17 protein-coding genes and 1 tRNA gene are annotated in these 21,467 nt (G+C 70.2%); 9 read left to right on the forward strand and 9 right to left on the reverse strand.

Features of this window, described 5'->3' with window-relative positions; translation table 11 throughout:
- The first annotated feature begins 28 nt into the window (after positions 1-28).
- A complete protein-coding gene (locus IE307_RS41890; RefSeq protein WP_191305056.1) occupies positions 29-172 on the forward strand; it encodes a hypothetical protein in 144 nt (47 codons plus the stop codon).
- Between the two features lie 349 nt (positions 173-521).
- Positions 522-1,055: a hypothetical protein gene (locus IE307_RS41895; protein ID WP_191305057.1), complete on the forward strand. Its 534-nt coding sequence runs from the start codon at positions 522-524 to the stop codon at positions 1,053-1,055.
- 30 nt (positions 1,056-1,085) lie between these two features.
- On the opposite strand, the gene otsB is transcribed toward IE307_RS41895, so the two are convergent.
- From otsB to IE307_RS41910, 3 genes are all read right to left on the reverse strand, one after another.
- A complete protein-coding gene (gene otsB / locus IE307_RS41900) occupies positions 1,086-3,617 on the reverse strand; it encodes a trehalose-phosphatase (RefSeq protein WP_191305058.1) in 2,532 nt (843 codons plus the stop codon).
- Positions 3,618-3,664: 47 nt separating this feature from the next.
- Positions 3,665-5,098 carry an alpha,alpha-trehalose-phosphate synthase (UDP-forming) gene (locus tag IE307_RS41905; protein ID WP_191305131.1) on the reverse strand — a complete coding sequence of 478 codons (1,434 nt, stop codon included), beginning with the start codon at positions 5,096-5,098 and terminating at the stop codon, positions 3,665-3,667.
- Between the two features lie 70 nt (positions 5,099-5,168).
- Positions 5,169-6,596 carry a threonine/serine exporter family protein gene (locus tag IE307_RS41910; RefSeq protein WP_191305059.1) on the reverse strand — a complete coding sequence of 476 codons (1,428 nt, stop codon included), beginning with the start codon at positions 6,594-6,596 and terminating at the stop codon, positions 5,169-5,171.
- A 175-nt stretch (positions 6,597-6,771) separates the two neighbouring features.
- Between IE307_RS41910 and IE307_RS41915 the strand changes: the two genes are divergently transcribed.
- Positions 6,772-6,847 (forward strand) — tRNA-Thr (locus tag IE307_RS41915).
- A 60-nt stretch (positions 6,848-6,907) separates the two neighbouring features.
- Here the strand turns inward: IE307_RS41915 and IE307_RS41920 are convergent.
- Positions 6,908-8,596, reverse strand: a complete 1,689-nt coding sequence (locus tag IE307_RS41920; protein WP_191305060.1) for a hypothetical protein — start codon at positions 8,594-8,596, stop codon at positions 6,908-6,910.
- 10 nt (positions 8,597-8,606) lie between these two features.
- Here IE307_RS41920 and mgrA point away from each other — a divergent pair, with 10 nt between their 5' ends.
- On the forward strand, positions 8,607-9,635 hold the full coding sequence (mgrA, locus tag IE307_RS41925) for an L-glyceraldehyde 3-phosphate reductase (protein ID WP_191305061.1): 1,029 nt from the start codon (positions 8,607-8,609) through the stop codon (positions 9,633-9,635).
- Here mgrA and IE307_RS41930 read toward each other — a convergent pair whose 3' ends face one another.
- On the reverse strand, positions 9,636-11,048 hold the full coding sequence (locus IE307_RS41930; protein WP_191305062.1) for a sensor histidine kinase: 1,413 nt from the start codon (positions 11,046-11,048) through the stop codon (positions 9,636-9,638).
- A gap of 7 nt (positions 11,049-11,055) precedes the next feature.
- Complete coding sequence (locus tag IE307_RS41935; protein ID WP_229905577.1) at positions 11,056-11,754, reverse strand: response regulator transcription factor; 699 nt, start codon at positions 11,752-11,754, stop codon at positions 11,056-11,058.
- Between the two features lie 136 nt (positions 11,755-11,890).
- Between IE307_RS41935 and IE307_RS41940 the strand changes: the two genes are divergently transcribed.
- Genes IE307_RS41940 through IE307_RS41950 form a run of 3 tightly spaced genes read left to right on the forward strand, consistent with a single transcriptional unit; the run spans position 11,891 to position 14,514 of the window.
- Positions 11,891-13,249, forward strand: coding sequence for a ferredoxin reductase family protein (locus IE307_RS41940; RefSeq protein ID WP_191305064.1), 1,359 nt, complete (start codon positions 11,891-11,893; stop codon positions 13,247-13,249).
- 14 nt (positions 13,250-13,263) lie between these two features.
- Positions 13,264-13,770, forward strand: coding sequence for an FMN-binding protein (locus IE307_RS41945; RefSeq protein ID WP_191305065.1), 507 nt, complete (start codon positions 13,264-13,266; stop codon positions 13,768-13,770).
- Between the two features lie 9 nt (positions 13,771-13,779).
- Positions 13,780-14,514 carry an FAD:protein FMN transferase gene (locus tag IE307_RS41950; RefSeq protein ID WP_191305066.1) on the forward strand — a complete coding sequence of 245 codons (735 nt, stop codon included), beginning with the start codon at positions 13,780-13,782 and terminating at the stop codon, positions 14,512-14,514.
- 172 nt (positions 14,515-14,686) lie between these two features.
- On the opposite strand, the gene IE307_RS41955 is transcribed toward IE307_RS41950, so the two are convergent.
- The gene (locus tag IE307_RS41955; RefSeq protein ID WP_191305067.1) at positions 14,687-15,721 is read right to left on the reverse strand and encodes an ADP-ribosylglycohydrolase family protein; all 1,035 of its coding nucleotides are present in this window, start codon (positions 15,719-15,721) and stop codon (positions 14,687-14,689) included.
- A gap of 101 nt (positions 15,722-15,822) precedes the next feature.
- Between IE307_RS41955 and IE307_RS41960 the strand changes: the two genes are divergently transcribed.
- Positions 15,823-18,585, forward strand: a complete 2,763-nt coding sequence (locus tag IE307_RS41960) for an AfsR/SARP family transcriptional regulator (protein ID WP_191305068.1) — start codon at positions 15,823-15,825, stop codon at positions 18,583-18,585.
- Positions 18,586-18,724: 139 nt separating this feature from the next.
- On the opposite strand, the gene IE307_RS41965 is transcribed toward IE307_RS41960, so the two are convergent.
- On the reverse strand, positions 18,725-19,513 hold the full coding sequence (locus tag IE307_RS41965) for an SGNH/GDSL hydrolase family protein (protein ID WP_373306083.1): 789 nt from the start codon (positions 19,511-19,513) through the stop codon (positions 18,725-18,727).
- 377 nt (positions 19,514-19,890) lie between these two features.
- Between IE307_RS41965 and IE307_RS41970 the strand changes: the two genes are divergently transcribed.
- Positions 19,891-20,124, forward strand: a complete 234-nt coding sequence (locus tag IE307_RS41970) for a hypothetical protein (RefSeq protein WP_191305069.1) — start codon at positions 19,891-19,893, stop codon at positions 20,122-20,124.
- Positions 20,125-20,330: 206 nt separating this feature from the next.
- Here IE307_RS41970 and IE307_RS41975 read toward each other — a convergent pair whose 3' ends face one another.
- A complete protein-coding gene (locus IE307_RS41975) occupies positions 20,331-21,344 on the reverse strand; it encodes an N-acetylglucosamine kinase (protein WP_191305070.1) in 1,014 nt (337 codons plus the stop codon).
- Positions 21,345-21,467 lie beyond the last annotated feature (123 nt).

A 21,467-nucleotide genomic window follows, 5' to 3' on the forward strand; every position in this document is an offset into this window, starting at 1 on the left:
CGCGCGTGGGGATGCGAGGTGGCGCCGCGTGGCCGGGGTGGTGCAGGCGGTCGCGGGAGGCCGTGTGTGGTCGCGCGGTGGTGCCGTGTGGCCGGGGTGGACGCGCGGTGGTGCGGGCGATCGCGGGGCGGCAGCGCGTGCGGGTGTGCGCGGTGCCGCGTGGCTGGGGTAGGGCGCGGGGTGGTGCAGGCGGTCGCGGCCGTCTGCGCGGTGGCGCCGGGCCGCGCGTGCGTGGTCGCACCAGGACCTGCGTGGTTGCAGACCAGGGACGTGGTCCGGGCGGGCGGTGCGTGCGGGGAAGCGCCGTGCCGCGCGTGGCGGCGCCAAGGACCTGCGTGGCGCGTAGCCGGGACCATGCGCCGTCCGCTGCGGTGCGGGGACCAGACCGTCCCGGCTGTCGTCCCCACCCGACCCGCGCGAGCCCGCCAAGGGCTCCCGAACAGCCCGGCCTCGCGCGAGCCCGCCAGCGCTCCCGAACGGCCCGGCGCGGGCGCCCGCACGGGCCGTGATCGAATTACCCGGTGTTGGGGAGACACGACAGCGAGATCGGTGAGTTGTTGCGGTTCGCGGCGTCCATGGTGCCCGCGGAGGTGCGCAACGCCGACCTGCTCGACTACCTGGACCTCGAGGAGTGGGAGCTGGTCCTCCACCACCTGGGCGAGTTCGACGGCCACACCTGGCAGACGCCGCGCTTCTGGGCCCTGCTGGCCGAAGCCGCGATCCAGATGGACCAGGACGACGCCTGGTTCCAGTGGCGGTGCGTGGAGTCGATCCAAGGCCTGCTGCGGGTGGAGCTGACGCTGTCCGTCGAGGCGGAACCGTTGCGGGCCAGGGGAGAGCGCCCGATGTGGGACGTCACGGGCAGGCAGCAGCGGGTGGCCGCGTTGTGGATCGAGTCCAAGCCGGTGCTCAACCCCGGCGAGCGCGCCACGGCGCGGCTGAGGCCGTTCGTGCCGCCCGCGTGGGCGCATCTGATCCGGGGCGACGTGATCACGTTGCACGGGAGTTCGCCGGGCATGGCGAAGATCATCGAAAAAGTACCGCCGCGGCCCTAGGAGGACCGCGGCGGCAGCAGAACTACTGGATCACTGCGAGAGCAGCTGGGCGCAGCGGATCAGGCCCAGGTGCGAGTACGCCTGCGGGTGGTTGCCCAGCGAGCGCTCGGCGACCGGGTCGTACTCCTCGGGCAGCAGGCCGGTGGGGCCCGCGGCCGCGACGATCTGGCCGAACAGCTCCTCGGCTTCCGTGCGACGACCGGTCAGGAGATAGGACTCGATCATCCAGGCGGCGCAGAGGTGGAAGCCGCCCTCGTCGCCCGGCAGGCCGTCGTCCCGCTTGTAGCGGTACACGGTCGAGCCGGACCGCAGCTCGGCCTCGATGGCCGTCACCGTCGACTGGAAGCGCTCGTCGGTGGGGTCGATGAGGCCTGACAGGCCGACGAACAAGGACGCCGCGTCGAGGTCGTCGCCGTCGTAGGCCGTTGTGAACGACTGGACCTCGTCGTTCCAGCCGTTCTTCAGCACGTCCGTGGAGATCGTGTCGCGCAGCGGGACCCACGAGGGGTCCAGTTCCCGGCCGAACTGCTCGCCGAGCTTGATCGCGCGGTCGATGGTCAGCCAGCACATGACCTTCGAGTACACGTGGTGGCGCGGCGCGTGCCGCTCCTCCCAGATGCCGTGGTCGGGCTCGTGCCAGCGCCGCGAGACGGCCTCGGCCATGGCCTGGACCATCGTCCAGTCCGCGTCCGACAGCGCACCGCGGGCGGTGGCCAGGGACACCACCAGGTCGACGACCGGGCCGAACACGTCGAGCTGCACCTGCTGGTTCGCGAGGTTGCCCACGCGGACCGGGCGGGAGCCTGCGTAGCCGGGCAGCGACTCGATGACGGCCTCGGCGCCCAGCTGGGTGCCGTGCAGCGTGTACAGCGGGTGCAGGCGTTCCGGGCCGGGGATGGTCTCCAGGACGCCGTGCAGCCACGCCAGGAAGCCGTCGGCCTCCGCGTACGAGCCCACCGACACCAGGGCGGCGGCGGTCATCGCGCCGTCGCGCAGCCAGCAGTAGCGGTAGTCCCAGTTGCGGACGCCGCCGAGCTCCTCCGGCAGTGACGTGGTCGCCGCCGCCATGATCGAGCCGGAGTCCTTGTGCACCAGGCCGCGCAGCGTCAGCGCCGAGCGCAGCACCAGGTCCGTCTGCACCTTCGGCAGGTGCAGGCCCGCCGCCCAGTCCGACCAGTAGCCCGCGGCGCGGTCACGGCGGACCGACTCGGGCGAGGCGTGCTCGGAGAGGTCGTCGGTGCCGCAACGCAGCTCCAGCGTCACCGACGCGCCCTCACGCGGGCGCACGACGGCGCGTGCGGTCTCCTGCACGCCGTCCGAGGTGATCTCCCAGTCGACGCCGGGCGAACGCAGCACCATCGGGTCCGAGGTGCCGACGATCCGCAGGCCGTCGCGCTCGCGCAGCAGCCGCACCGGCACCTGCCCGAACTCGGGCCGCGGCGCGAACGTGATCACCGCGTTGGTCGAGCCGGAGATCCGGCGCACCAGGTCCGTGCGGTGCGAGGCGAGGTCGTGCTCCAGGTAGTCCGTCACCAGGAGCCGCGACCAGCGGGTCTCCACGATCATCGTGCCCGGCAGGTAGCGCTGGCCCAGTGGCAGCGACCCGTGCTCCGGCTTGATCGAGAAGTGACCCGCGGCCGGTCCGCCGAGCAGGTCCGCGAAGATCGCCGCGGAGTCCGGCTCGGGGTGGCACAGCCAGTTGACTTTCGCGTCCGGGGTCACCAGGGCCACGGACCGCTCATTGGCGAGCATGGTCAAGCGCTCGATCGGGACGGCCTGGTCGCCGTGCAGCCACGCGCGGCGCTCCTCCAGGAGGAACGCCAGCACCGTCGCCACGTCGGACGGGTCGCTCACGTAGTGCTGGGCCAGCGACTCGCCGGCACCCACGCGGATGCCGAGGTCGGGGCCGGACAGGCGCGCGAACGCCTTCTCGTCCGTCACGTCGTCGCCCAGGAAGATCGCCGCGGTGGCGCCGACCTGGTGGCGCAGGATGTCGAGCGCCTGGCCCTTGTTGGTCTCGACGACGGCCAGTTCGATGACGGCCTTGCCCTCGGTGACCTGCACGCCTTCCCAGGTGCACGGGCCGGAGCGGACGGCGGAGAGCACCGCCTCACCGATGGCCTCGGACGCGGCACGACGCACGTGCACGGCGACCGAGGCGGGCTTCACCTCGAGCTGGACGCCCTCCTGGCCTTCGGCGATCTGCTCCAGCTCGGCTTCGAGCCTGCGCAGCAACGCCTTGGCGCCGGCGTCCAGCGCGTGGACGAAGCCGACGTCGAACTCGGAGCCGTGCGACCCGACGAGGTGGACCTCGCCGGGCAGTCGGGACAGCGTGGCCAGGTCGCGCAGGGCGCGTCCCGAGATCACGGCTGATGTGGTCTCGTGCAGCGACGCCAGCGAACGCAGCGCGTTCACCGACTCCGGGAGCGGGCGGGCCTGCTCCGGGTCGGCCACGATCGGAGCGAGTGTTCCGTCGTAGTCGCTCGCGACTAGAAGTCGAGGGGTACGGGCGAGCTGCACGATCGCTCTGCGCAGTTCGGCGGGGAGGGCCTCGGCGGTCAACGCCCCTCCAGGAGCACTTGATGGGTCATGGGCAGGTCTGAAAGGATTCAGACCGAGGTCTGCGTGCCCAACGCCTCCAGGAACGACCTTGCCCAGCGATCAACGTCGTGGGTGAGGACTTGGCGGCGCAGCGCGCGCATCCTACGGCGGCCTTCGGCAGGATCGATGTCGAGGGCGGCCTGAAGAGCGTTCTTGACACCGTCCAGGTCATGGGGGTTCACCAGGAACGCGCTGGTCAGTTCTGCTGCAGCACCGGCGAACTCGCTGAGCACCAGAGCTCCGCCAAGATCATATCGGCAGGCCACGTACTCCTTGCACACGAGGTTCATTCCGTCCCGAACGGGCGTGACGACCATGACGTCCGCCGCGCTCATGAACGCGACGAGCTCCTCGCGGTTCACCGACTGGTGCAGGTAGTGCACGACGGGCTTGCCGACCCGCCCGAACTCGCCGTTGATGCGCCCGACGGACTGCTCGATGTCCTGGCGCATCGTCTTGTAGTGGTCGACCCGCTCACGGCTGGGCGTGGCGAGCTGGATCATCGCGACGTCCTCGGGGTCGACGCGTCCGTCCGCGATGAGCTCGTAGAGAGCGCGGATCCGGACGTCGATGCCCTTCGTGTAGTCGAGGCGGTCCACGCCCAACAGGATGCGCTTGGGGTTGCCGAGATCCGCTCGAATCTGCTTCGCGCGGGCCTGGGTGTCCTTGCGCCGGGCCACGGCGTCGAGGCCCGCGCTGTCGATCGAGATCGGGAACGCGCCGACGCGCACCGTGCGGTCGCCGACCTGCACGACACCCGGCCGGGTGCGCACGCCGACGGTGCCGCGGCTGGGCTCCAGGCCGACGAGGCGGCGGGCCAGCCAGAGGAAGTTCTGCGCGCCGCCGGGCCGGTGGAAGCCCACCAGGTCGGCGCCGAGCAGGCCCCGGATGATCTCCGTGCGCCACGGGAGCTGCATGAACAGTTCGACCGGCGGGAACGGGATGTGCAGGAAGAAGCCGATCTTGAGGTCGGGCCGCTGCTCGCGCAGCATCGCCGGGACGAGCTGCAGCTGGTAGTCCTGGATCCACACCGTCGCGCCCTGCGCGGCCACCTTCGCGGTCGCGTCGGCGAAGCGCTGGTTGACCTTCACGTAGGTGTTCCACCAGTGGCGGTGGAAGGCGGGCTGCGCCACGACGTCGTGGTAGAGCGGCCAGAGCGTGCCGTTGGAGAAGCCCTCGTAGTAGTCCTCGACCTCCTTGGAGGACAGCTCGACCGGGTGCAGCAGCAGGCCGTCGTCCTCGAAGGGCGCCACCTCGGCGTCCGCGACGCCGGGCCAGCCGACCCACGCGCCGCTGTGTGAGCGGAGGAACGGCTCGAGAGCGCTCACCAGCCCTCCGGGGCTGTGCTTCCAGCGCTCTGTTCCGTCGGGCAAGCGCTCCAGGTCAACCGGGAGCCTGTTGGCCACGACTACGAATTCCGCCCCGTTCTCGCCAATGTCCATGCTCACAAATGCCCACGTTAGTGCCGACGCGAACGTGTCGCGTGTCGTGTAACGGCCATCACAAGGAGGTTCACTCCAACCGACGCTTGGCGGGCCTGAGCGGCCCGGACAGCCGCGGCCCCGCGAACTTGCGCTCCAGGCGCCCCAGTCCCGTGCGCACCGGCTGGGCCAGGTACTCGCCGAACACGACACCTCCGGCCAGAGCGAGCGCGATGCCACTCGCGAACACGAGCGTGCTCAGGCCGGCCGGATCACCCTCCGCGGTGAGCTGGAACAGGCCCCGGTACGTCGTCCAGCCGGGCAGCAGCGGGACGACGCCCGCCTGCACGACGACGAGCGTCGGGATGCGCAGCCGGCGGGTCAGCGTCGCGCCGCCGAACCCGGTGATCGCCGCGGCCACGGCCGACCCGAGCAGCGCGTCCAGGCCTGCACTCGTCACGAGACCGTAGGCGGCCGTGCCGATCCCGCCGGAGACGGCGGCGGCGACGAGCGCGCGGGGCCGCGCGTAACAGGCGAGGGCGAAGAACGCACTCGTCGCAGCGCCGGCTACGAACTGCAACGGCACCGCGGAGATCAGCGCGGGCAACGGGTCGCTGAGCTTGATGGGAAGTCCGAAGTGGACGGCCGCCCGGATCGCCAGCGCGACGCCCGCGATCAGACCGGCGCTGAGCAGCACGGTCTCGACGGTGCGGCCCGCGGCGGTGACGTTGTACCCGGAGATCGCGTCCTGCACGGTGCTGACGAGCGCGAGCCCGGACAGCAGCACGACGATCCCGACGGCCACCAGCAGGCTCGGCCGCACCGGCAGCAACCCGGTCGAGTAGATCGCCAGCGCGGCACCCGTGCCGAGCGCGCCACCGACGAGCTGCTGGAAGAAGAACGGCAGGTTGCGCCGGTTGAGGACGCGCCCCACCCGGTCGACCACGGCCGTGATGGCCGCGGCCGTGAGCGCGAGCACCAGCCCGCCGCCCACGAGGAACGCGACCGCGGCGGCCATCCCGCCCCACGCCACCGTGGCGACCCAACGCGGGTACGGGTGCTTGGCGTTCGTGATGTCCTCGAGCCGTGCGTGCGCCTCCTCGATCGGTGGCAGGTTGCGCACGAGCTGCTCGACGTCCGCGAGGCGCGTGTAGTCGAGACTGCGTTGCCGGACGACCCGGATCGACGTGATCGGCAACGCCTCCGTGCCGCGATGACACGACACGCTGATGGAGGTGTAGATCACGTCGACTTCCGTGTGCGGGAGTCCATAGCTCTCGGTGACCGAGAGAATCGTGGCTGTCACATCGGCCGCACCGGCCCCACTGGACATTTGGACCTCACCGATCTTCAGCGCGAGATCGAGTACCAGGTGAACCGTGGTGTCATCGGGCAGAGCGGGGCCGTGCAGGCTGTTCGCGGAAATCTCAGGCACCTCCGTCGTGTGATCGTGACGGGCACTTCGACTGTTGCTGTGTCGTCGGCCACCTCCGATCGGGCGACCCGAAAAGGAGGACATGATCACTGTCCGTTGGTTACCCTCCTGACCTGGTCAGGGCGGTCACTCCGACGCATTGATCCACTCAGTTGGTTGGTCCGACTCCGGTCGGAGCAATCCGATCACACTGAGAGCAGACCGTTCGCCGCAGGTAGCACCCGCAACGGGCGCTTACGATGTTCGCGAACACGAGCCGGCCGGCGTAGCTCAATTGGCAGAGCACTCGCCTTGTAAGCGAAAGGTTAGGGGTTCGATTCCCCTCGCCGGCTCCACCGGAGAAGAGGGTCCGCCCAGGTCGGCGGACCCTCTTCGCATTTTCGGTCCGGTGTTGTTCAGTTCTTGCGAACGAGCCCGGTGAACCCCGCGACGCTCAACGTGGCGAACGACCAACCCAGGATCTGCACCGCCCACCCCGCTCCGGTCGCCCACTGCCCGGCTGGTCCGTTCGCCAGTTCGCACCTCGGTGTGCCACCGAGCTTCACGAGCGGAATGGCGAGATCCGCCGCAAGACTGATCCTGTTCACCGGTGAACAGGAGTCGGCGGGGCGGTCCTTGGCCGGTGTGAGGCCGTTGAACTGGCCTGCTGTCCACACGAGACCGATGGCCAGCAGGAACGTCACCAGAAGTCCGGCCACTGCCCGTGACGGCCTGTAGCCGTAGCCGAGAGTGACGCCCAGGAACCAGTGCCACAGCTTGTTGCCGGGGTCTCCGTAGCGGCGGAGGTCCTCCTGCTGCGCGATCAGGACCTTGCGAGCCGTGTGCTCGTGGCCGGCGGCGCGATGGACCGCGGCGAGCTGTTGGTAGGGCTGGGCTTCGTAGAAGAGCGTGTTGCGGCGCAACATCTTGAGCCACACGTGGGTGTCGGCCGGCGGGTTCGGGTACGTGAGCCCGTTCAGCGTCACGGTGAACACGTCGGCTTCGACCAGCTTCGACTCGCCGAGGTCGAGCCGGTTGCCCACCTTCGTGCCGGACAGGTCGAGATCGAAGCCGCTGCCGCGGTTGACCAGCTTCTCGGAGCGCAGGACGAGCTCGCCGTTGACCACCGCGTCGGTGAGGTCCAGCGCGGACAGCGGTCCGGCCGACTCGATCGTGGAGTCGGTGATCGTGATGCTCGCGCCGACCTTGGTCCGGTGCAGCACCATTGCCTGACCGTCGTCGGCGCGCACCGAACCGCTCAGGACGAGCCCGGCGCCGAGAACCGTGTCGACCATGCGGATCGTGTCGGCGGCCGCGCGGGCGTCGAGGCCGGCGAGCCTGACCTCCTGCGTCATCTGCGCGCCGTCGAGCAGGAGCGCCGATCCCGCGGGAGCGCGCAGGACCGTCCCGTTCATCTTCAGGGTCCGGCAGGTGGCGTCGGACAGCGCCACGGCCACGACCCCGGTTCCCGCTTTGACGAAGGCCCTGCTGAACCGCAGGTCGCCGCCGATCCTCGCCTCGGTGCCGACGAAGGCGAGGCCCGACTCGCTGACGATCACCGCTTCCGACAGGTCCACACCGCCGCCGACCTCGCAACCGTCGAGCCAGACCCGGCTCGCGTACAACCGCTCGGCATGCACGCTTCGCGTGACGTGCAGGCCGGAGGCGAACAACAGACTCGCGGTGGCACCGGTCAACCGCAGCGAACCGTCGACGCGCGCGTTCTCCAGGTCGACGACTCCGGCACAGCGCATGTCCCGCAGGGCGAGGAAACGAGTGCGCAGGTTCTCCGCGCGCAACTCGGGCAGCGTCGACCCGTCTAGGGACAGCGCGGGCAGTTCGGCGTCGTACATCAGCAGAGGTTCCTCGAACACGCAGTCGTCCAGCTGCAGTGCCGTCGAGGTGCTGATGAAGTTCAGGTCCAGCTGACCGGTGACGCGGGCTCCCACCAGCAGGAGACCGCGCGGGTCCACGTCGCCCGACCGCACCAGATCCCGAATCGCCGTGGCGCGCACCACGTTGTTCCCACGGCGTGAGAGGTCGAGCACCTCACCCGCCTCGGCGGCGCGGATCATGTCCTGCTCTGTCCCACTAGGACGTGACATTGTGGGCACCATGTCCTACCTCGCGGATAGCGCGCGCTACGACCAGATGACTTACCGGCGGACGGGGCGCAGCGGTCTCAAGCTGCCCGCCATCTCCCTCGGTCTGTGGCACAACTTCGGCGGCGACCGGCCGTACGAGCTGGGCCGCGGCATCGCGCGGAGGGCGTTCGACCTCGGTGTCACGCACTTCGACCTCGCCAACAACTACGGTCCGCCCTACGGCTCGGCGGAGATCACGTTCGGGCAGATCCTGAAGGATGATCTCAGGCCGTACCGGGACGAGCTCGTGATTTCCACCAAAGCCGGCTACGACATGTGGGACGGGCCGTACGGGGAGTGGGGCAGCCGCAAGTACCTGCTGAGCTCGCTCGACCAGTCGCTGACGCGGATGGGGCTCGACTACGTCGACATCTTCTACTCGCACCGGTTCGACCCGGAGACGCCGCTCGAGGAGACGATGGGCGCGCTCGTGTCCGCGGTGCAGCAGGGCAAGGCGCTCTACGTGGGCATCTCGTCGTACTCGCCCGCGAAGACCCGCGAGGCCGCCCAGCTGCTGAAGAGCGCGGGTGTGCCGCTGCTGATCCACCAGCCGTCGTACTCGATGCTCAACCGGTGGATCGAGCCGGAGCTGCTGGACGCGCTGGAGGAGGTCGGTGCCGGTTGCATCGCGTTCTCGCCGCTCGCGCAGGGCATGCTGACCGACCGCTACCTCGACGGGATTCCCGAGGGGTCGCGTGCCACGCAGGGCAAGTCGCTGTCGACGGACCTGCTGACCGAGCAGAACCTGGGACGCATCCGCTCTCTGAACGAGATCGCGAAGTCGCGCGGGCAGTCGCTGGCGCAGCTCGCGCTGACGTGGACGATTCGCGACCCGCGCGTCACGTCGGCGTTGATCGGTGCGTCGTCGGTGGGGCAGCTGGAGCAGAACCTCGCGGCCCTGCAGGCGCCGCCGCTGACCGACGACGAGCTCGCCGAGATCGACAAGCACGCCGTCGAGTCGGGCATCGACCTCTGGGCCACGAGCTCGCAGGCCGAGTAGTCAGATGCGCCGGGGGAGGCGGATCGTGAAGACCGTCGACCCCGGCCGGCTGGCCAGCTCGATCGTGCCGCCGTGCGCCTCCACCAGCGACTGGACCACGGCGAGGCCCAGGCCGCTGCCGCCGCGCTGGCGGGTCCGCGAGTCGTCCACGCGGTAGAACCTGTCGAAGATCCGCGCCTGGTCGGCCGCCGGGATGCCGGGGCCGGTGTCGCTCACCCTGATCACCGCCCAGCCGTTCTCGGCGGTCACCTTCAACCTCACCGACGTGCCCGCCGGCGTGTGCACGGCCGCGTTGGTCAGCAGGTTGTCGAGCACCTGGCGCAGGCGGGTCGGGTCGGCGGTCATCCGCACCGTGTCGGCGTCGAGCTCCAGCACGTGTGACGGCCTGCCCGCGCGGAACGCGTCCGCCGCCGCCTCCGCGACCACGGAGAGGTCCAGCTCCTCCGGACGCAACGGCGGTTCGGTCGCCGCGGAGTCCAGGCGCGCCAGCAACAACAGGTCGTCGAGGAGCACGCTCATGCGAGATGCCTCCGACCGCAGCTTCTCCAGGTGCTTCTCGCGTTCGCCCGGTTCGTTGGCCGCCGCGTACTTGAAGAGGTCCGCGTAGCCGCGCAACGACGTGAGGGGCGTCCTCAGTTCGTGCGAGGCGTCGGCGATGAAACGGCGGAGGCGTTGCTCTGCGGCCGTGCGGGCTGCCAAGGAAGAGTCGATGTGCGCGAGCATCTTGTTGAACGCCTCGCGCAGCTCCTCGACCTCCACGCCGCCGCCGCGTCCGTCCACGCGCACGGCGAGGTCGCCCGAGTCGGTCAGGTCGTGCGAGGAGATGTCGTGCGCGGTGTCGGCCATGTCCGACAGCGGTTGCATGCCCCTGCGGATCAGCGCCTGGCCGCCCACGACCAACGCGATCAGCGCCGCCATGAACGCGATCACGCCGACCGTGACGAGCTGGGAGATCGTGCCGTCGCGGTCGTTCGTCGGGGCGGCGCTGACGAGGATCCACTCGTTCTTGACGACCTGGCACGCGCGCAACCGGAACTTGCCCTCGCCGCGCAGGTACTCGGTCTGGAACTCGTCGGCGTTCAGCGCCCTCTTCGCGAGCGCGTCGAACTCCTCGCGGTCGGCGGGCTGCTGGTCGCCCGGCTGGGCCCGCAGCTCCCCGTTCTCGATCTTGTAGACGACGGCGAACCAGTCCGGCGGCAGCTTGGAGACCTTGCCGTGGTTGTCGATCTCCTTGACCGCGCTCGTCTGGCTGATCACCATCTGGTCGTCGAGACGGCGGTCGAGGAAGTCCTTCATCGACGTGACCATGACCCAGCCGACGATCGCGAACACCGTCAGCGCCAGAGCGCCGAGGCCCAGGGCGAGGCGGGTGCCGAGCCGCCAGTCGCGGACGGGCTTCAGGCTGAACTTCATCGCGGGCTCACTCAGCTGCTCGGCGGAGCACGTACCCCACACCGCGCACGGTGTGGATCAACGGCTCGCGGCCGTCGTCGAGCTTGCGGCGCAGATGCGAGATGACGAGCTCGACGACGTTGGAGCGGCCGCCGAAGTCGTACTCCCACACGTGGTCGAGGATCTGCGCCTTCGTCAGCACGGCCGGCGAGCGCCGCATCAGGTACCGCAGCAGCTCGTACTCGGTCGGCGTGAGCGTCACGAGCTTGCCACCGCGACGGACCTCGCGGGTGTCCTCGTCCATCAGCAGATCGGACACCTTCAGCACCGAACGCTTCCACGACGGGCCCGTCGAACGGCGCAGGACGGCCCTCAGACGAGCCATCAGCTCCTCGACGGAAAAAGGTTTCACGAGGTAGTCGTCGCCGCCTCGGGTGAGTCCCGCCACACGGTCCGCGGTGCCGTCACGAGCCGTCAGGAAGACCACCGGCACCATCGCGCCGGCCGACCGGAGCCGATCAAGAACGGTGAATCCGTCCAGGTCAGGCAGCATGAGGTCGAGCACGACGATGTCGGGTTGGAACTCGGCGGCCTCTCTCAGGGCCTCCTCGCCGTTGAGCGCTGTCGCGGCCTGCCAGCCCTCGTAGCGGGCGACCGTCGCGACCAGGTCAGCGATGTGCGGCTCGTCATCTACGACGAGCAATCGAACCGAGTTCCCCTTGTCCACGTGCTCATGGTGCGTCACCTGGTGGCTCTCCCGCTCGATCGACAGGAACTCGACAGCGCGGGCATAGGGGAGCCACAGCTCGAACGCTGAGGATCGAGATCGACCGACAGAGACCGCCCTGACCGAGGAGCCCGCCGTGACGACCACCCTGCAGCCCCCCGCGCGACCGGCTGCGGCCGGCCGTGCGACGCCGCACAAGGTGCTGGCCAAAGCCGGCCTGTACGTGTTCCTCCTGGCCAACGCGGCGTTCGTGACGTACCTGTTCAACGCGGCGGGCGTCGGTTCGAACAAGCTGATCAACTTCGGCAGGCTCGCCGGTCTCTACGGCGCGCTCGCCATGGCGTTCCAGCTGCTCCTGGTGGCGCGGCTGCCGTGGCTCGACCGGCGCCTGGGCATGGACAAGCTCACCTCGTGGCACCGCTGGGTCGGCTTCACGATCTTCTTCACGCTGATCGGGCACCTGGTCTTCATCGCGTTCGGCAACGCGGGCGCCGACGGCCCGATCGCCGAGGTCGTCCGGCAGGCCACCGAGCTGGAGGGCATCCTCCGCGCGCTGGTGGCGTGGGCGATCATCATGGTCGTCGGCGCCGTCTCGGCCCGCTTCGCACGGCGCCGGCTGGCCTACGAGACCTGGCACTTCATCCACCTCTACACCTACATCGCGATCTTCCTCGCGTTCTCGCACCAGGTGGCGGTGGGCAGCACGTTCCGCAAGTCCGCGCTCGCGACCGGCTACTGGTGGGGCCTCTGGGCGTTCGCGCTCGGCTCCGTCCTCATCGGACGCGTCGTGCTTCCGCTCTACCGCAACTGGCGCCACCAGTTCCGCGTCGCCGCCGTGGTGCCCGAGGCGCACAACGTCGTCTCGGTCTACATCGAGGGCAAGGACCTCGACCAGCTCGGCGCTCGGGCGGGCCAGTTCTTCCTGTGGCGCTTCGTCACCAAGGACCGCTGGTGGCAGGCCAACCCGTTCTCGCTGTCCGCGGCGCCGAACGGCAAGTACCTGCGGCTCACCGCGAAGGCCCTGGGCACCGGCAGCGCGGACATCCGCAACGTGAAGGTCGGCACCCGCGTGTTCGCCGAGGGCCCGTACGGCGCGTTCACGACGATGCACCAGACCAGGCCCAACGCGCTCCTCGTCGCGGGCGGCGTCGGCGTCACGCCGGTCCGCGCGCTGCTGGAGGAGATCAAGGGCCACGTCGTGGTGCTCTACCGCGTCAGCGACCCGCGCGAAGCGGTGCTGCTGCGCGAGCTCGAAGGCCTCGCACGGGCGAAGGGCGCGGTGCTGCGCCTGGTCACCGGTTCGTCGAAGACCATCACCGCGAACGGCCCGTTGCTCGGGCCGGAGAACATCGCCGCGCTCGTGCCGGACGTGCAGGACCGCGACGTCTTCATCTGCGGCCCCGGCGGCATGACCGACGCGGTGATCACGAGCCTCGACGAACTCGGAGTGCCCAGCAACCAGATCCACGCCGAGCGCTTCGCGCTGGCCAACTGAAGGGGTTCGACGACGTGAAGTGGGCAATTCCCGTAGCGGTGCTCAGCGTGGCCGGCCTGGTTCCTGTCTGGCTCTACTCGCCGGGTGCGGCGCACGAGGGCGAGATCAACGAGGCCGCCGCGCCGCCCGCCCAGGAACAACAGCAGACCCAGCAGCAGACCACCGCTCCGCAGACCACGGGCTCTGCGCCGAAGACCACCGGCTCCGCGCCGAAGACGACGGGGTCCGCGCCCAGGACGACGACCCAGCAGCAACAGGCCCAGAACCGGACCGTGTCCGGGCCCGCGGTGAACACGTCCGAGGGCGTCGTCCAGGTGCAGGTGACGCTCCAGGGCACCAAGATCGTCGACGTGAAGGCGTTGCGGGCGCCCAACAGCGAACCGACCAGGATGGCGCTGCCGCTGCTGAAGCAGTCGGCCCTGAAGGCGCAGAGCGCGGACATCGACACGGTGTCCGGCGCGACCGCGACCTCCGGTGGCTACAAGCAGTCGCTGCAGGCCGCGATCGACAGCGCGAAGTAGGGAGTGGCGGTGCGGCGCGTCGAACACGTCATGGGTCTGCCGATCTCGGTGGACCTGCGTGACGGGGACGCCGAACTAGCCGAGAGCGCCTTCGCCTGGCTTCGTGCGGCGGACGCGCAGTTCTCGCCGTTCAAGCCGGACAGCGAGGTGTCGCGGCTGGACCGGGGTGAGCTCACCAGGGAGGAGCTCACCCCGGACCTGGTCGAGGTCCTGTCGTTGTGCGACTTCTACGAGCAGTCGACGGGCGGCGCGTTCACGGCACGGGTGCCGGGACGCGGGCTCGACCCGTGCGCGGTCGTGAAGGGCTGGGCCGTGCAACGGGCGGCGGACATGCTGCGCGAGGGCGGCGCCACGTCGTTCTGCCTCAACGCCGGCGGCGACGTCGTGACCGCGGGCGAGCCCGAACCCGGAAAGCCTTGGCGCGTCGGCGTTCGGCATCCCGATCTCGCCGACCAGCTCAGCGTCGTGCTCGGCGTGCGCGACGGAGCCGTTGCCACGTCAGCGTTGTACGAACGCGGACAGCACATCCTCGACGGCCGCACCGGTCAGCCGGTCTCGGGAATTCTCTCGGTGACGGTCTTCTCCGACGACCTCGCGATCGCGGACACCACTGCTACAGCAGCGTTTGCGCTGGGCAGGGACGGGATCGAGTGGGCTGCGGCGCAGGAGGACTGCGAGGTCTTCATCGTCGACGAAGATCGTCGCGTGCACTCGAGCCCTGGACTTCCCGTACACATCTGTTAACATGTTCGCCCAACGGAGCTTGGACTCCGGGGCACGTTTTCGTTGATCAAGAGCTGGATCGGAGCTCGCGCTCGGGGCAAGTCCCGGCCTGCTGTCGACCAACTGCTCGTGCGAGAAGGCCTGCTGTGGCGCGAATTCGGGAGCGCACCACAGCGGGCCTTTTCTGTTCTGGTCAGGCGTAGCGGTCCTCGTTGAAGTCCAGGTTCACCGCGGACATGCCGAGGTCGCGGCCCATCGCGTCGAGCACGTCCACCATCTCCAGGCCCATCAGCCAGTCGCGGGGCAGCGCGTCGGTGCCGTGCAACGCGCCGAGCACGTTGCCGGTCAACGCCGCCGTGGCGTCGCTGCCACCGGAGTGGTTGGCGGCGGCGCGCATCGCGTCGACGAACTGGGACGGCTTCGGGTGCGTCAGCACGGTGTAGACCGCGATCGCCAGCGCCTCCGGACCCGTCCAGCCGCTGCCGAGCCGGTCGACGCGCACGGGCGAGGAGCCGTCGTGCTCGTCCGCCAGCACCACGGCCCGTGTCAGCACCGTCGCCGTGTACGTGTCGTCGCGCAGCACGCGGCCGATGACCTGGTCGATCGCCTCACGCAACGGCCGTGCCTTCACGGCGAGCAGGTGGACCAGCAACGCCAGCGCGCCACCGGACACCCAGCCGCCCGTGCCGCCGTGCGTCAGCGCGGCGAAACGGCAGCCGAGGTCGTACGCGATCGCCGCGGACGGGGCGAAGCCCGCCGGTGCGGTGCGCGTGACGCCGTTGCAGCCGGACGACTCGTTGTGCGGGTTCTCCGGAGTGGACGGTGTCTCGGCGGCCAGGGCGCGCAGGCACGTCAGGCCCGGTGAACGGCTCTCGTACAGCCGTTCGTCGGCGAGCAGCCCGACCGAACCCCGCTCGGGGGCCGGTTGCTGCTGCGTGACGAGCCAGCGCCGGTAGCTGTGCCAGACCATCTCCGACGGTTCCCACTCGCCGGTGCGCTTCCCGCGCACCCAGGCGCGCAGGTAACCGTCGGCGGTGAAGAGGGTCAGCTGGGTGTCGTCCGTGAACAGCGCGGGCTTCGGCGGCCCCAGGACGCCCTCGGGACCGTGTTCGCGCTGGATGTCGGCCCAGCCGAGGTACTGCACGGGGGCACCGAGCGCATCACCGAGAGCGCCGCCGAGAAGACACCCGGCGCCGCGGTCAACCACGGAGTTCCTGTCTCGCGGCACGTGTGAACAGTAGCGTCCCGCGAATCTGGGCCGTACTTGTATCTGAGACTCGGGCTCACGCACCTTCTGAAGTGACGAGGTCAGCGCACTTGAGGAGGGGCATGCGGAGCAAAACCGGACTCGAGTTCGGCGTGCTCGGTCCACTCCAGGTGCTCGCGGACGGACGGCTGGTCCAGCTGGGCCGCCGCGGCATGCGCGGCCTGCTCGCCATGCTGGTCGTCGAGGCGAACCGGCCCGTCTCGATCGACCAGATCGTCGACGCGCTGTGGACGGACACGCCTCCGGCCACCGCGCGGACGATCGTGCACGGGTACGTCTCGCGGTTGCGCAAGGTGCTGGAGGAGTCCGATCCCGCGGGCTCCGCGACGATCCGCACCACGCCGACCGGGTACCAGCTGACCGTCGACCCGTGGCGTCTCGACCTGCACCGCGCCCGGCAGCTCGTGGCGTCCTCCCGCGGCAAGCCCGCCGCCATCAGGGCGGGGTTGCTGCGCGAGGCGCTGGGCCTGTGGCGCGGACCGGTGCTCGCGGACGTGCCGGGCGACCCGATGACCTCGGACCTCGAGGAGCTGCGGCTCTCCGCGCTGGAGGAGCGCATCGACGCCGAGCTCGAACTCGGCCGCCACCTGGAACTGGTGGGCGAGCTGCGCGGGCTGTGCACCGAGTACCCGTTCCGGGAACGCCTGGTGGCCCACAGCATGCGCGCGCTCTACCGGTCGGGGCAGCGCGCCGACGCTCTCGAGGCCTACCAGCGCTTCCAGCGCCGTGCCGTGGACGAGCTGGGCATCGATCCCGGGCCGCAGCTGCGGGCGTTGCACGAGCAGGTGCTGCGCGACGACCCGTCGTTGAGCGTGATCGGCCCGGTGGAACGTCCCGTCGCGCCGCGTGCGGGGATCGTGGCGCCCGCGTTGCTGCCCGCCTCGGCCTCGAGGTTGTTCGGCCGCGACGACGACGGCGACTGGCTGAACGAGATCGTCACGGCCAGGAACCTGCTGGCGACCACCGTCGCCGTGCTGACCGGTGCGCCCGGTGTCGGCAAGAGCGCCCTCGCGATCACGTGGGGGCACGAGAACTCCGAGATGTTCCCGCACGGCGTGCTGTTCGCGTCGCTGGGCGAGACCGAACCGGGCGAGGTGCTCACCCGGTTCCTGGTGGCGATGGGCGTGCCGGCGGACGGCGTGCCGGTCGGCGTGGAGGACCGCGTCGGCCTGTACCGCTCGCTGCTGCACCGCCGCCGCGTGCTGGTGGTGCTGGACGACGCGACGGCGTTCGACCAGGTCCAGCCGCTGCTACCGCCGGGGTCGGGCTCGGTGGTGCTGGTGACGTCGCGGTCCCAGATGGAACGGCTGGTCGTCACCCACAGCGCCCGCGTGCGCAAGCTCGGCCCGCTGGACGACCACTGGGCGCGTGCGCTGGTGGACGACGTGCTGGGCAGGCCGTTGTCCACCGAGGACCCGGCGGCCTCGCAGAAGCTCGCCGAGCTGTGCGGAGGCCTGCCGCTCGCGTTGCGCGTGGCCGCCGCCAAGCTCGTGATCAGTCCGGAGTGGACCGTCGAGGAACTGGTGGGGGAGCTCGCCGACGACGGGCAGCGGATGCGCGGCCTCGACCTGCCCGAGGCGGGCGTGGGGGTGTCGCGGGCGCTCGACCTGTCGACCCGCGACCTGCCGTCCGAGCTGGACGAGGTCTTCCACTCCGTCGGCATGGCGCCCGGCCGCTGGATGTCCCCGCACGCCGTCGCCGCGCTGACCCGCATCCGGGTCGAGGCGGCCCGCTCGCGGCTGGCCCGGCTCGTCGGGGTGAACCTGCTGGTCGAACCGTGGCCGGACGGCTTCACGATGCACGAGCTGGTGCGCCTGTACGTGCGGGGCGCGGGACGGGCGGACCTGGACTCGTTGCGGCGCTTGGTGAACTACTACCTCGTCGCGTGCGACCACGTCCGCAGAGCCATCAGGCCGGCCCGTGACGGACTGGACTTCGCCTTGGCGGACAACGGTTCCACGGCGTTGCCGGCGTTCGAGGACCCAGTCGACTGGTTCGACCAGGAGTGGCCCAACATCGTCGCGGTGGTGCACGCGGCGGCGGAAAGGGGCCTGCACGACCAGGTGTGGCAGCTGGTCCGGCTGCTGCACCACTACGCGACCGTGCGCGCGCTCACCGGGGAGTGGGTGGCGCTGGTCGGGTTCGGTCTGGCCGCGGCCGAGGTGACGGGGAGCCGCCTCGGACAGGTCCTGATGCTGGACACGACCTACACGACGAACGCCCGGCTGGGACGAGCCGTCCTGCTGCCGGACGCTCGCCGCGCGCACCGGCTCGCGACCGAGCTGGGCGAGCGGCAGTACCTGGTGCTGACGCTCGCCCAGCTCGCCGACGTCCTGTTCCGGTTGGAGCTGCACGACGAGGCGCTGCTGCACTTCTGGGAGTCCGTGCAGCTCGCCCAGCAGTCCGGCGACGTGGTCGGCGAGGCGCACGGCCTGAACAACGTGGCGCAGGTCGAGCAGGCCCGCGGCCGCGGGGAGGTCGCGCTGCAGCACCAGGCCCACGCCGTCGAGGTGTACCGGCGCTCCGGCGACGACGTGGCGTTGATCCGCGGTCTCGCCAACCTCGCCGAACTGCACCTGGAGGCCGGCGCGCTGGACCAGGCGGAGGCGCTGGCCCGCCAGGTCGTCGACCAGGCGTCGGTGGCCGGGGTGACCTACCTCGAGGGCTTCGGCAGGCACGTGCTCGGCGGCGTGTTGCTCCGGCGGGCGGAATGGGTTGCTGCGACAGCGGAATTGACGGAGGCATTGCGCCTGTACGCGCAGGTCAACTCGGCGCGCGCGGTCGAGGTGCGCACGCTTTTGGACTCGCTCTCGTCCGAGGTTTAGCGCGCGTTTAGTCGTCTGGTCCCAAAGCATGGGATGTTGGACGAGCAGGCTGCCGAATGGGGGATTACCGAGGGGGTAAGGCGCCTGCTTCTGGGAGGCCCGACCGGCACTCGGGGGAGAATGCCGGTCGGGCCTTCTCCTACTGGTAGTTCTCTTCGGTGCACCGCGCGAGAGGCAGCAGTTCCGGCCTCTTCGGCGCCATTCCGTCCCCCATCGACTCGCCCCGGAGCGTGCGGCCGATCCACGGCACCACGTACTCGCGCGCCCACTTGAGGTCCGCCTTGCGCTGGGTGACCCAGTCCGCCTGTTCGAGCACGGGCCACGGCGCGTTCCACGAGTGGTCGTCCGTCAGACCGAGCACCTCGGAGGCCTTGAGCGCCACCCGCTGGTGCCCCTCCGGCGAGAGGTGCAACCTGTCCTCGCTCCACGCGCGACGGTCGTGCAGCGCGTGCATCGACCACAGGTCGACCATCCGGCAGTGGTAGCGCTCGGCGATCGACCACAGGTGCGCGTTGTAGATGGCGATCTTGCCGCGCAGGCTCCTGAGCAGCGGCGTGGCCCTGGTGTCGAAGCCGGTGAAGATCACGACGTCGGCCCCGGCGGCCCTGAGGTCGGCGACCGCCACCTCGTAGACCTCGGCCAGCGCGTCCGGATCGCTGTTGGGCAGCATGATGTCGTTGCCGCCACCGCAGAACGTCACCAGGTCCGGCTTGAGCGAGATCGCGAGCGGCACCTGGTCGTCGATGATCTCCTGCAGCATCTTGCCGCGGACCGCGAGGTTGGCGTACCGGAACTCGGGCGTCTGCCGGGCGATCATGCCCGCCAGGCGGTCCGCCCAGCCCACGTAGGTGTCTCCCGGCCCCGGGTCGTCCATGCCCTCGGTGAAGCTGTCCCCCAGGGACACGAGACTGTTCCATCGCAGCAGCACAACATCCCCCTTTCTCGTGCACTTGCGTCGTCCGTCGCTCGCGGGCTCCCGTCCGAAGGCGACTAGTTAGCATGCACAACGAACCCCTGGTTACGCCACCGTCGGTTACGGCATCGTAGGTTCAGTCGCTGTGGGTGACGATTCTTTTACCACTCGATCGAGCGATGCTGGAGCAGAATCCCGGGGATTCGTCTGATTCGGTCGCTACCTTCTGCCGGGTGCGTTCTGGTTTGCCGCTTCCGTTCCTTTCTCTCGGTGTCGCGCTTCTCACAGCCGGGGCTCTGGCCGCCCTCGCCCTGAGCGGACCGGTCTCGTCGGGATCCGCGCCCGCCCCCACCGGTCCCGGGGCCGTGCAGATAGGGGGCGAGCAGCCTCCGATGGAGTTCAGCCCCGGCCCCTCCACGCCCGCTGCGGTGAAGCTGACCCCGTCCCCGCCGTCCGCCGGTCCGGTCGCCGTCACCCCACCGCCGCACTCGAACCCCGTGGTCACCCCGGAGGCCGAGACGCCCCGGGAGAGCGTCGCGGGGACGACCGTGGTGCCGACGGCGGCGCTGCCCCCGGTGCCCTCCGAGGCGTTGCCGATCGCGCCGTCCTCCGTGCCCTGGACGTGAAGAACCCCCGGAGCGTCCTCGGCGTGTGAGGTCGCTGCGGGGGTTCGTCAGGCCTTTCCGAGGGGACGCCGCCGCCGGGTCGCCCCCTCGGAAAGGGGTGGGGCCACTGCTCGGGACGCCGCCGCCGATCTGCCCCGAGCAGTGGGGCTGGGACCGTCTCAGGGGGCGCCGCCGCCGATCAACCCCCTGAGACGGGGTCTGGTGGGTCAGCCGGTGACCGCCACGTCCAGTGCGGCCGCCGGTACCTGTTCGCTGTACGCCGAGCGCAGCCTCAGCTCTGCGCCCGGCGAGGCCCCGATGTGGTCGAGGCCGAGGAGGGCCGCGCCCACCACGGGTGGCACGTCGACCAGGCGGACCTGGGCGAGCGGGGCGGCCTCCAGGATCTGCTGCCGGACCGGGCCGACCACCACGTCGCCGGTGTGGGTGAGGACCCCGCCGCCCAGCACCACGTCCACGGGCTCGTTCATCAGGTCGAGCTTGCGCATGGAGACGGTGGCGAGCAGGACGATCTCCTCGACGAGGCGGTCGACCTGTTGCAGGGCAACGGCATCACCCCGCGCGGCCACCTCGAACACCAACGGGCACAGCGCGTGCGGGTCGAGTTCGAGCTCCTCGAAGTGGATCTTCTCCACGACCTTGGAGATCGACGTCTCGCCGTAGTGCTCCAGCAGCGCGGGGAGCAGCAACGTCGGCTCGCCCCGGCCGTCCTCTGCCCGCACCGCGTGCCACAGGGCGTCGTTGCCGAGCTGCCCGCCGCCACCCCAGTCGCCGGAAATCGCGCCCAGGGCGGGAAAGCGGTGGGTCCTGCCGTCACGAGCGACACCGACGGCGTTGATGCCGGCTCCGCAGACGACCGCCACACCCCCAGCGGCGGCGGTACCTGCCCTCAGCAACGCGAAGGTGTCGTTGCCGACGAACGTCGTGGTCGACCAGCCCCGCTCGGTGATCGCCCGCGTCAGGTCCTCCTCCTCGCGGGGCAGATCGGCCCCCGCGAGGTAGGCGGACGTGTGCGAGGCGATCGGCTCGTCGGGGGACAGTCCCGCCGCGGCTGCGGCCTCGCGTGCCAGTCCCTCGAACACGTCGAGTCCGCGCTTCATGCCCACGGTCTGCGGCGGGGCACCGGGCCCGCGCACCTGCGCGAGCACCTTGCCGTCCGCGTCCACCAGGAGCACCGCGGTCTTGCTGTTCCCGCCGTCGATGGCGAGCACCCGGTCGGTCATCTGAAGTCCTCCGAGGAGACCTCGTCCTTCAGGACGAGGAGGAATTGGGCCTCTGCGGAGCAGTGAGGGAACGGCCATGTCGCTGTCAGGGCGACATGGTGTCCACAACCCAGCCGTACAGGG

It is taken from the genome of Lentzea cavernae (genome assembly GCF_014653695.1).
GTDB lineage: Bacteria > Actinomycetota > Actinomycetes > Mycobacteriales > Pseudonocardiaceae > Lentzea > Lentzea cavernae.

Coding starts and splice junctions, on each gene's coding strand:
- IE307_RS41910 (WP_191305059.1), bottom strand. CDS start 6,596: ATGTCCTCCTTTTCGGGTCGCCCGATCGGAGGTGGCCGACGACACAGC.
- IE307_RS41970 (WP_191305069.1), top strand. CDS start 19,891: ATGGAGTTCAGCCCCGGCCCCTCCACGCCCGCTGCGGTGAAGCTGACC.
- IE307_RS41975 (WP_191305070.1), bottom strand. CDS start 21,344: ATGACCGACCGGGTGCTCGCCATCGACGGCGGGAACAGCAAGACCGCG.
- IE307_RS41960 (WP_191305068.1), top strand. CDS start 15,823: ATGCGGAGCAAAACCGGACTCGAGTTCGGCGTGCTCGGTCCACTCCAG.
- IE307_RS41905 (WP_191305131.1), bottom strand. CDS start 5,098: ATGGACATTGGCGAGAACGGGGCGGAATTCGTAGTCGTGGCCAACAGG.
- IE307_RS41920 (WP_191305060.1), bottom strand. CDS start 8,596: ATGTCACGTCCTAGTGGGACAGAGCAGGACATGATCCGCGCCGCCGAG.
- mgrA (WP_191305061.1), top strand. CDS start 8,607: ATGTCCTACCTCGCGGATAGCGCGCGCTACGACCAGATGACTTACCGG.
- IE307_RS41930 (WP_191305062.1), bottom strand. CDS start 11,048: ATGAAGTTCAGCCTGAAGCCCGTCCGCGACTGGCGGCTCGGCACCCGC.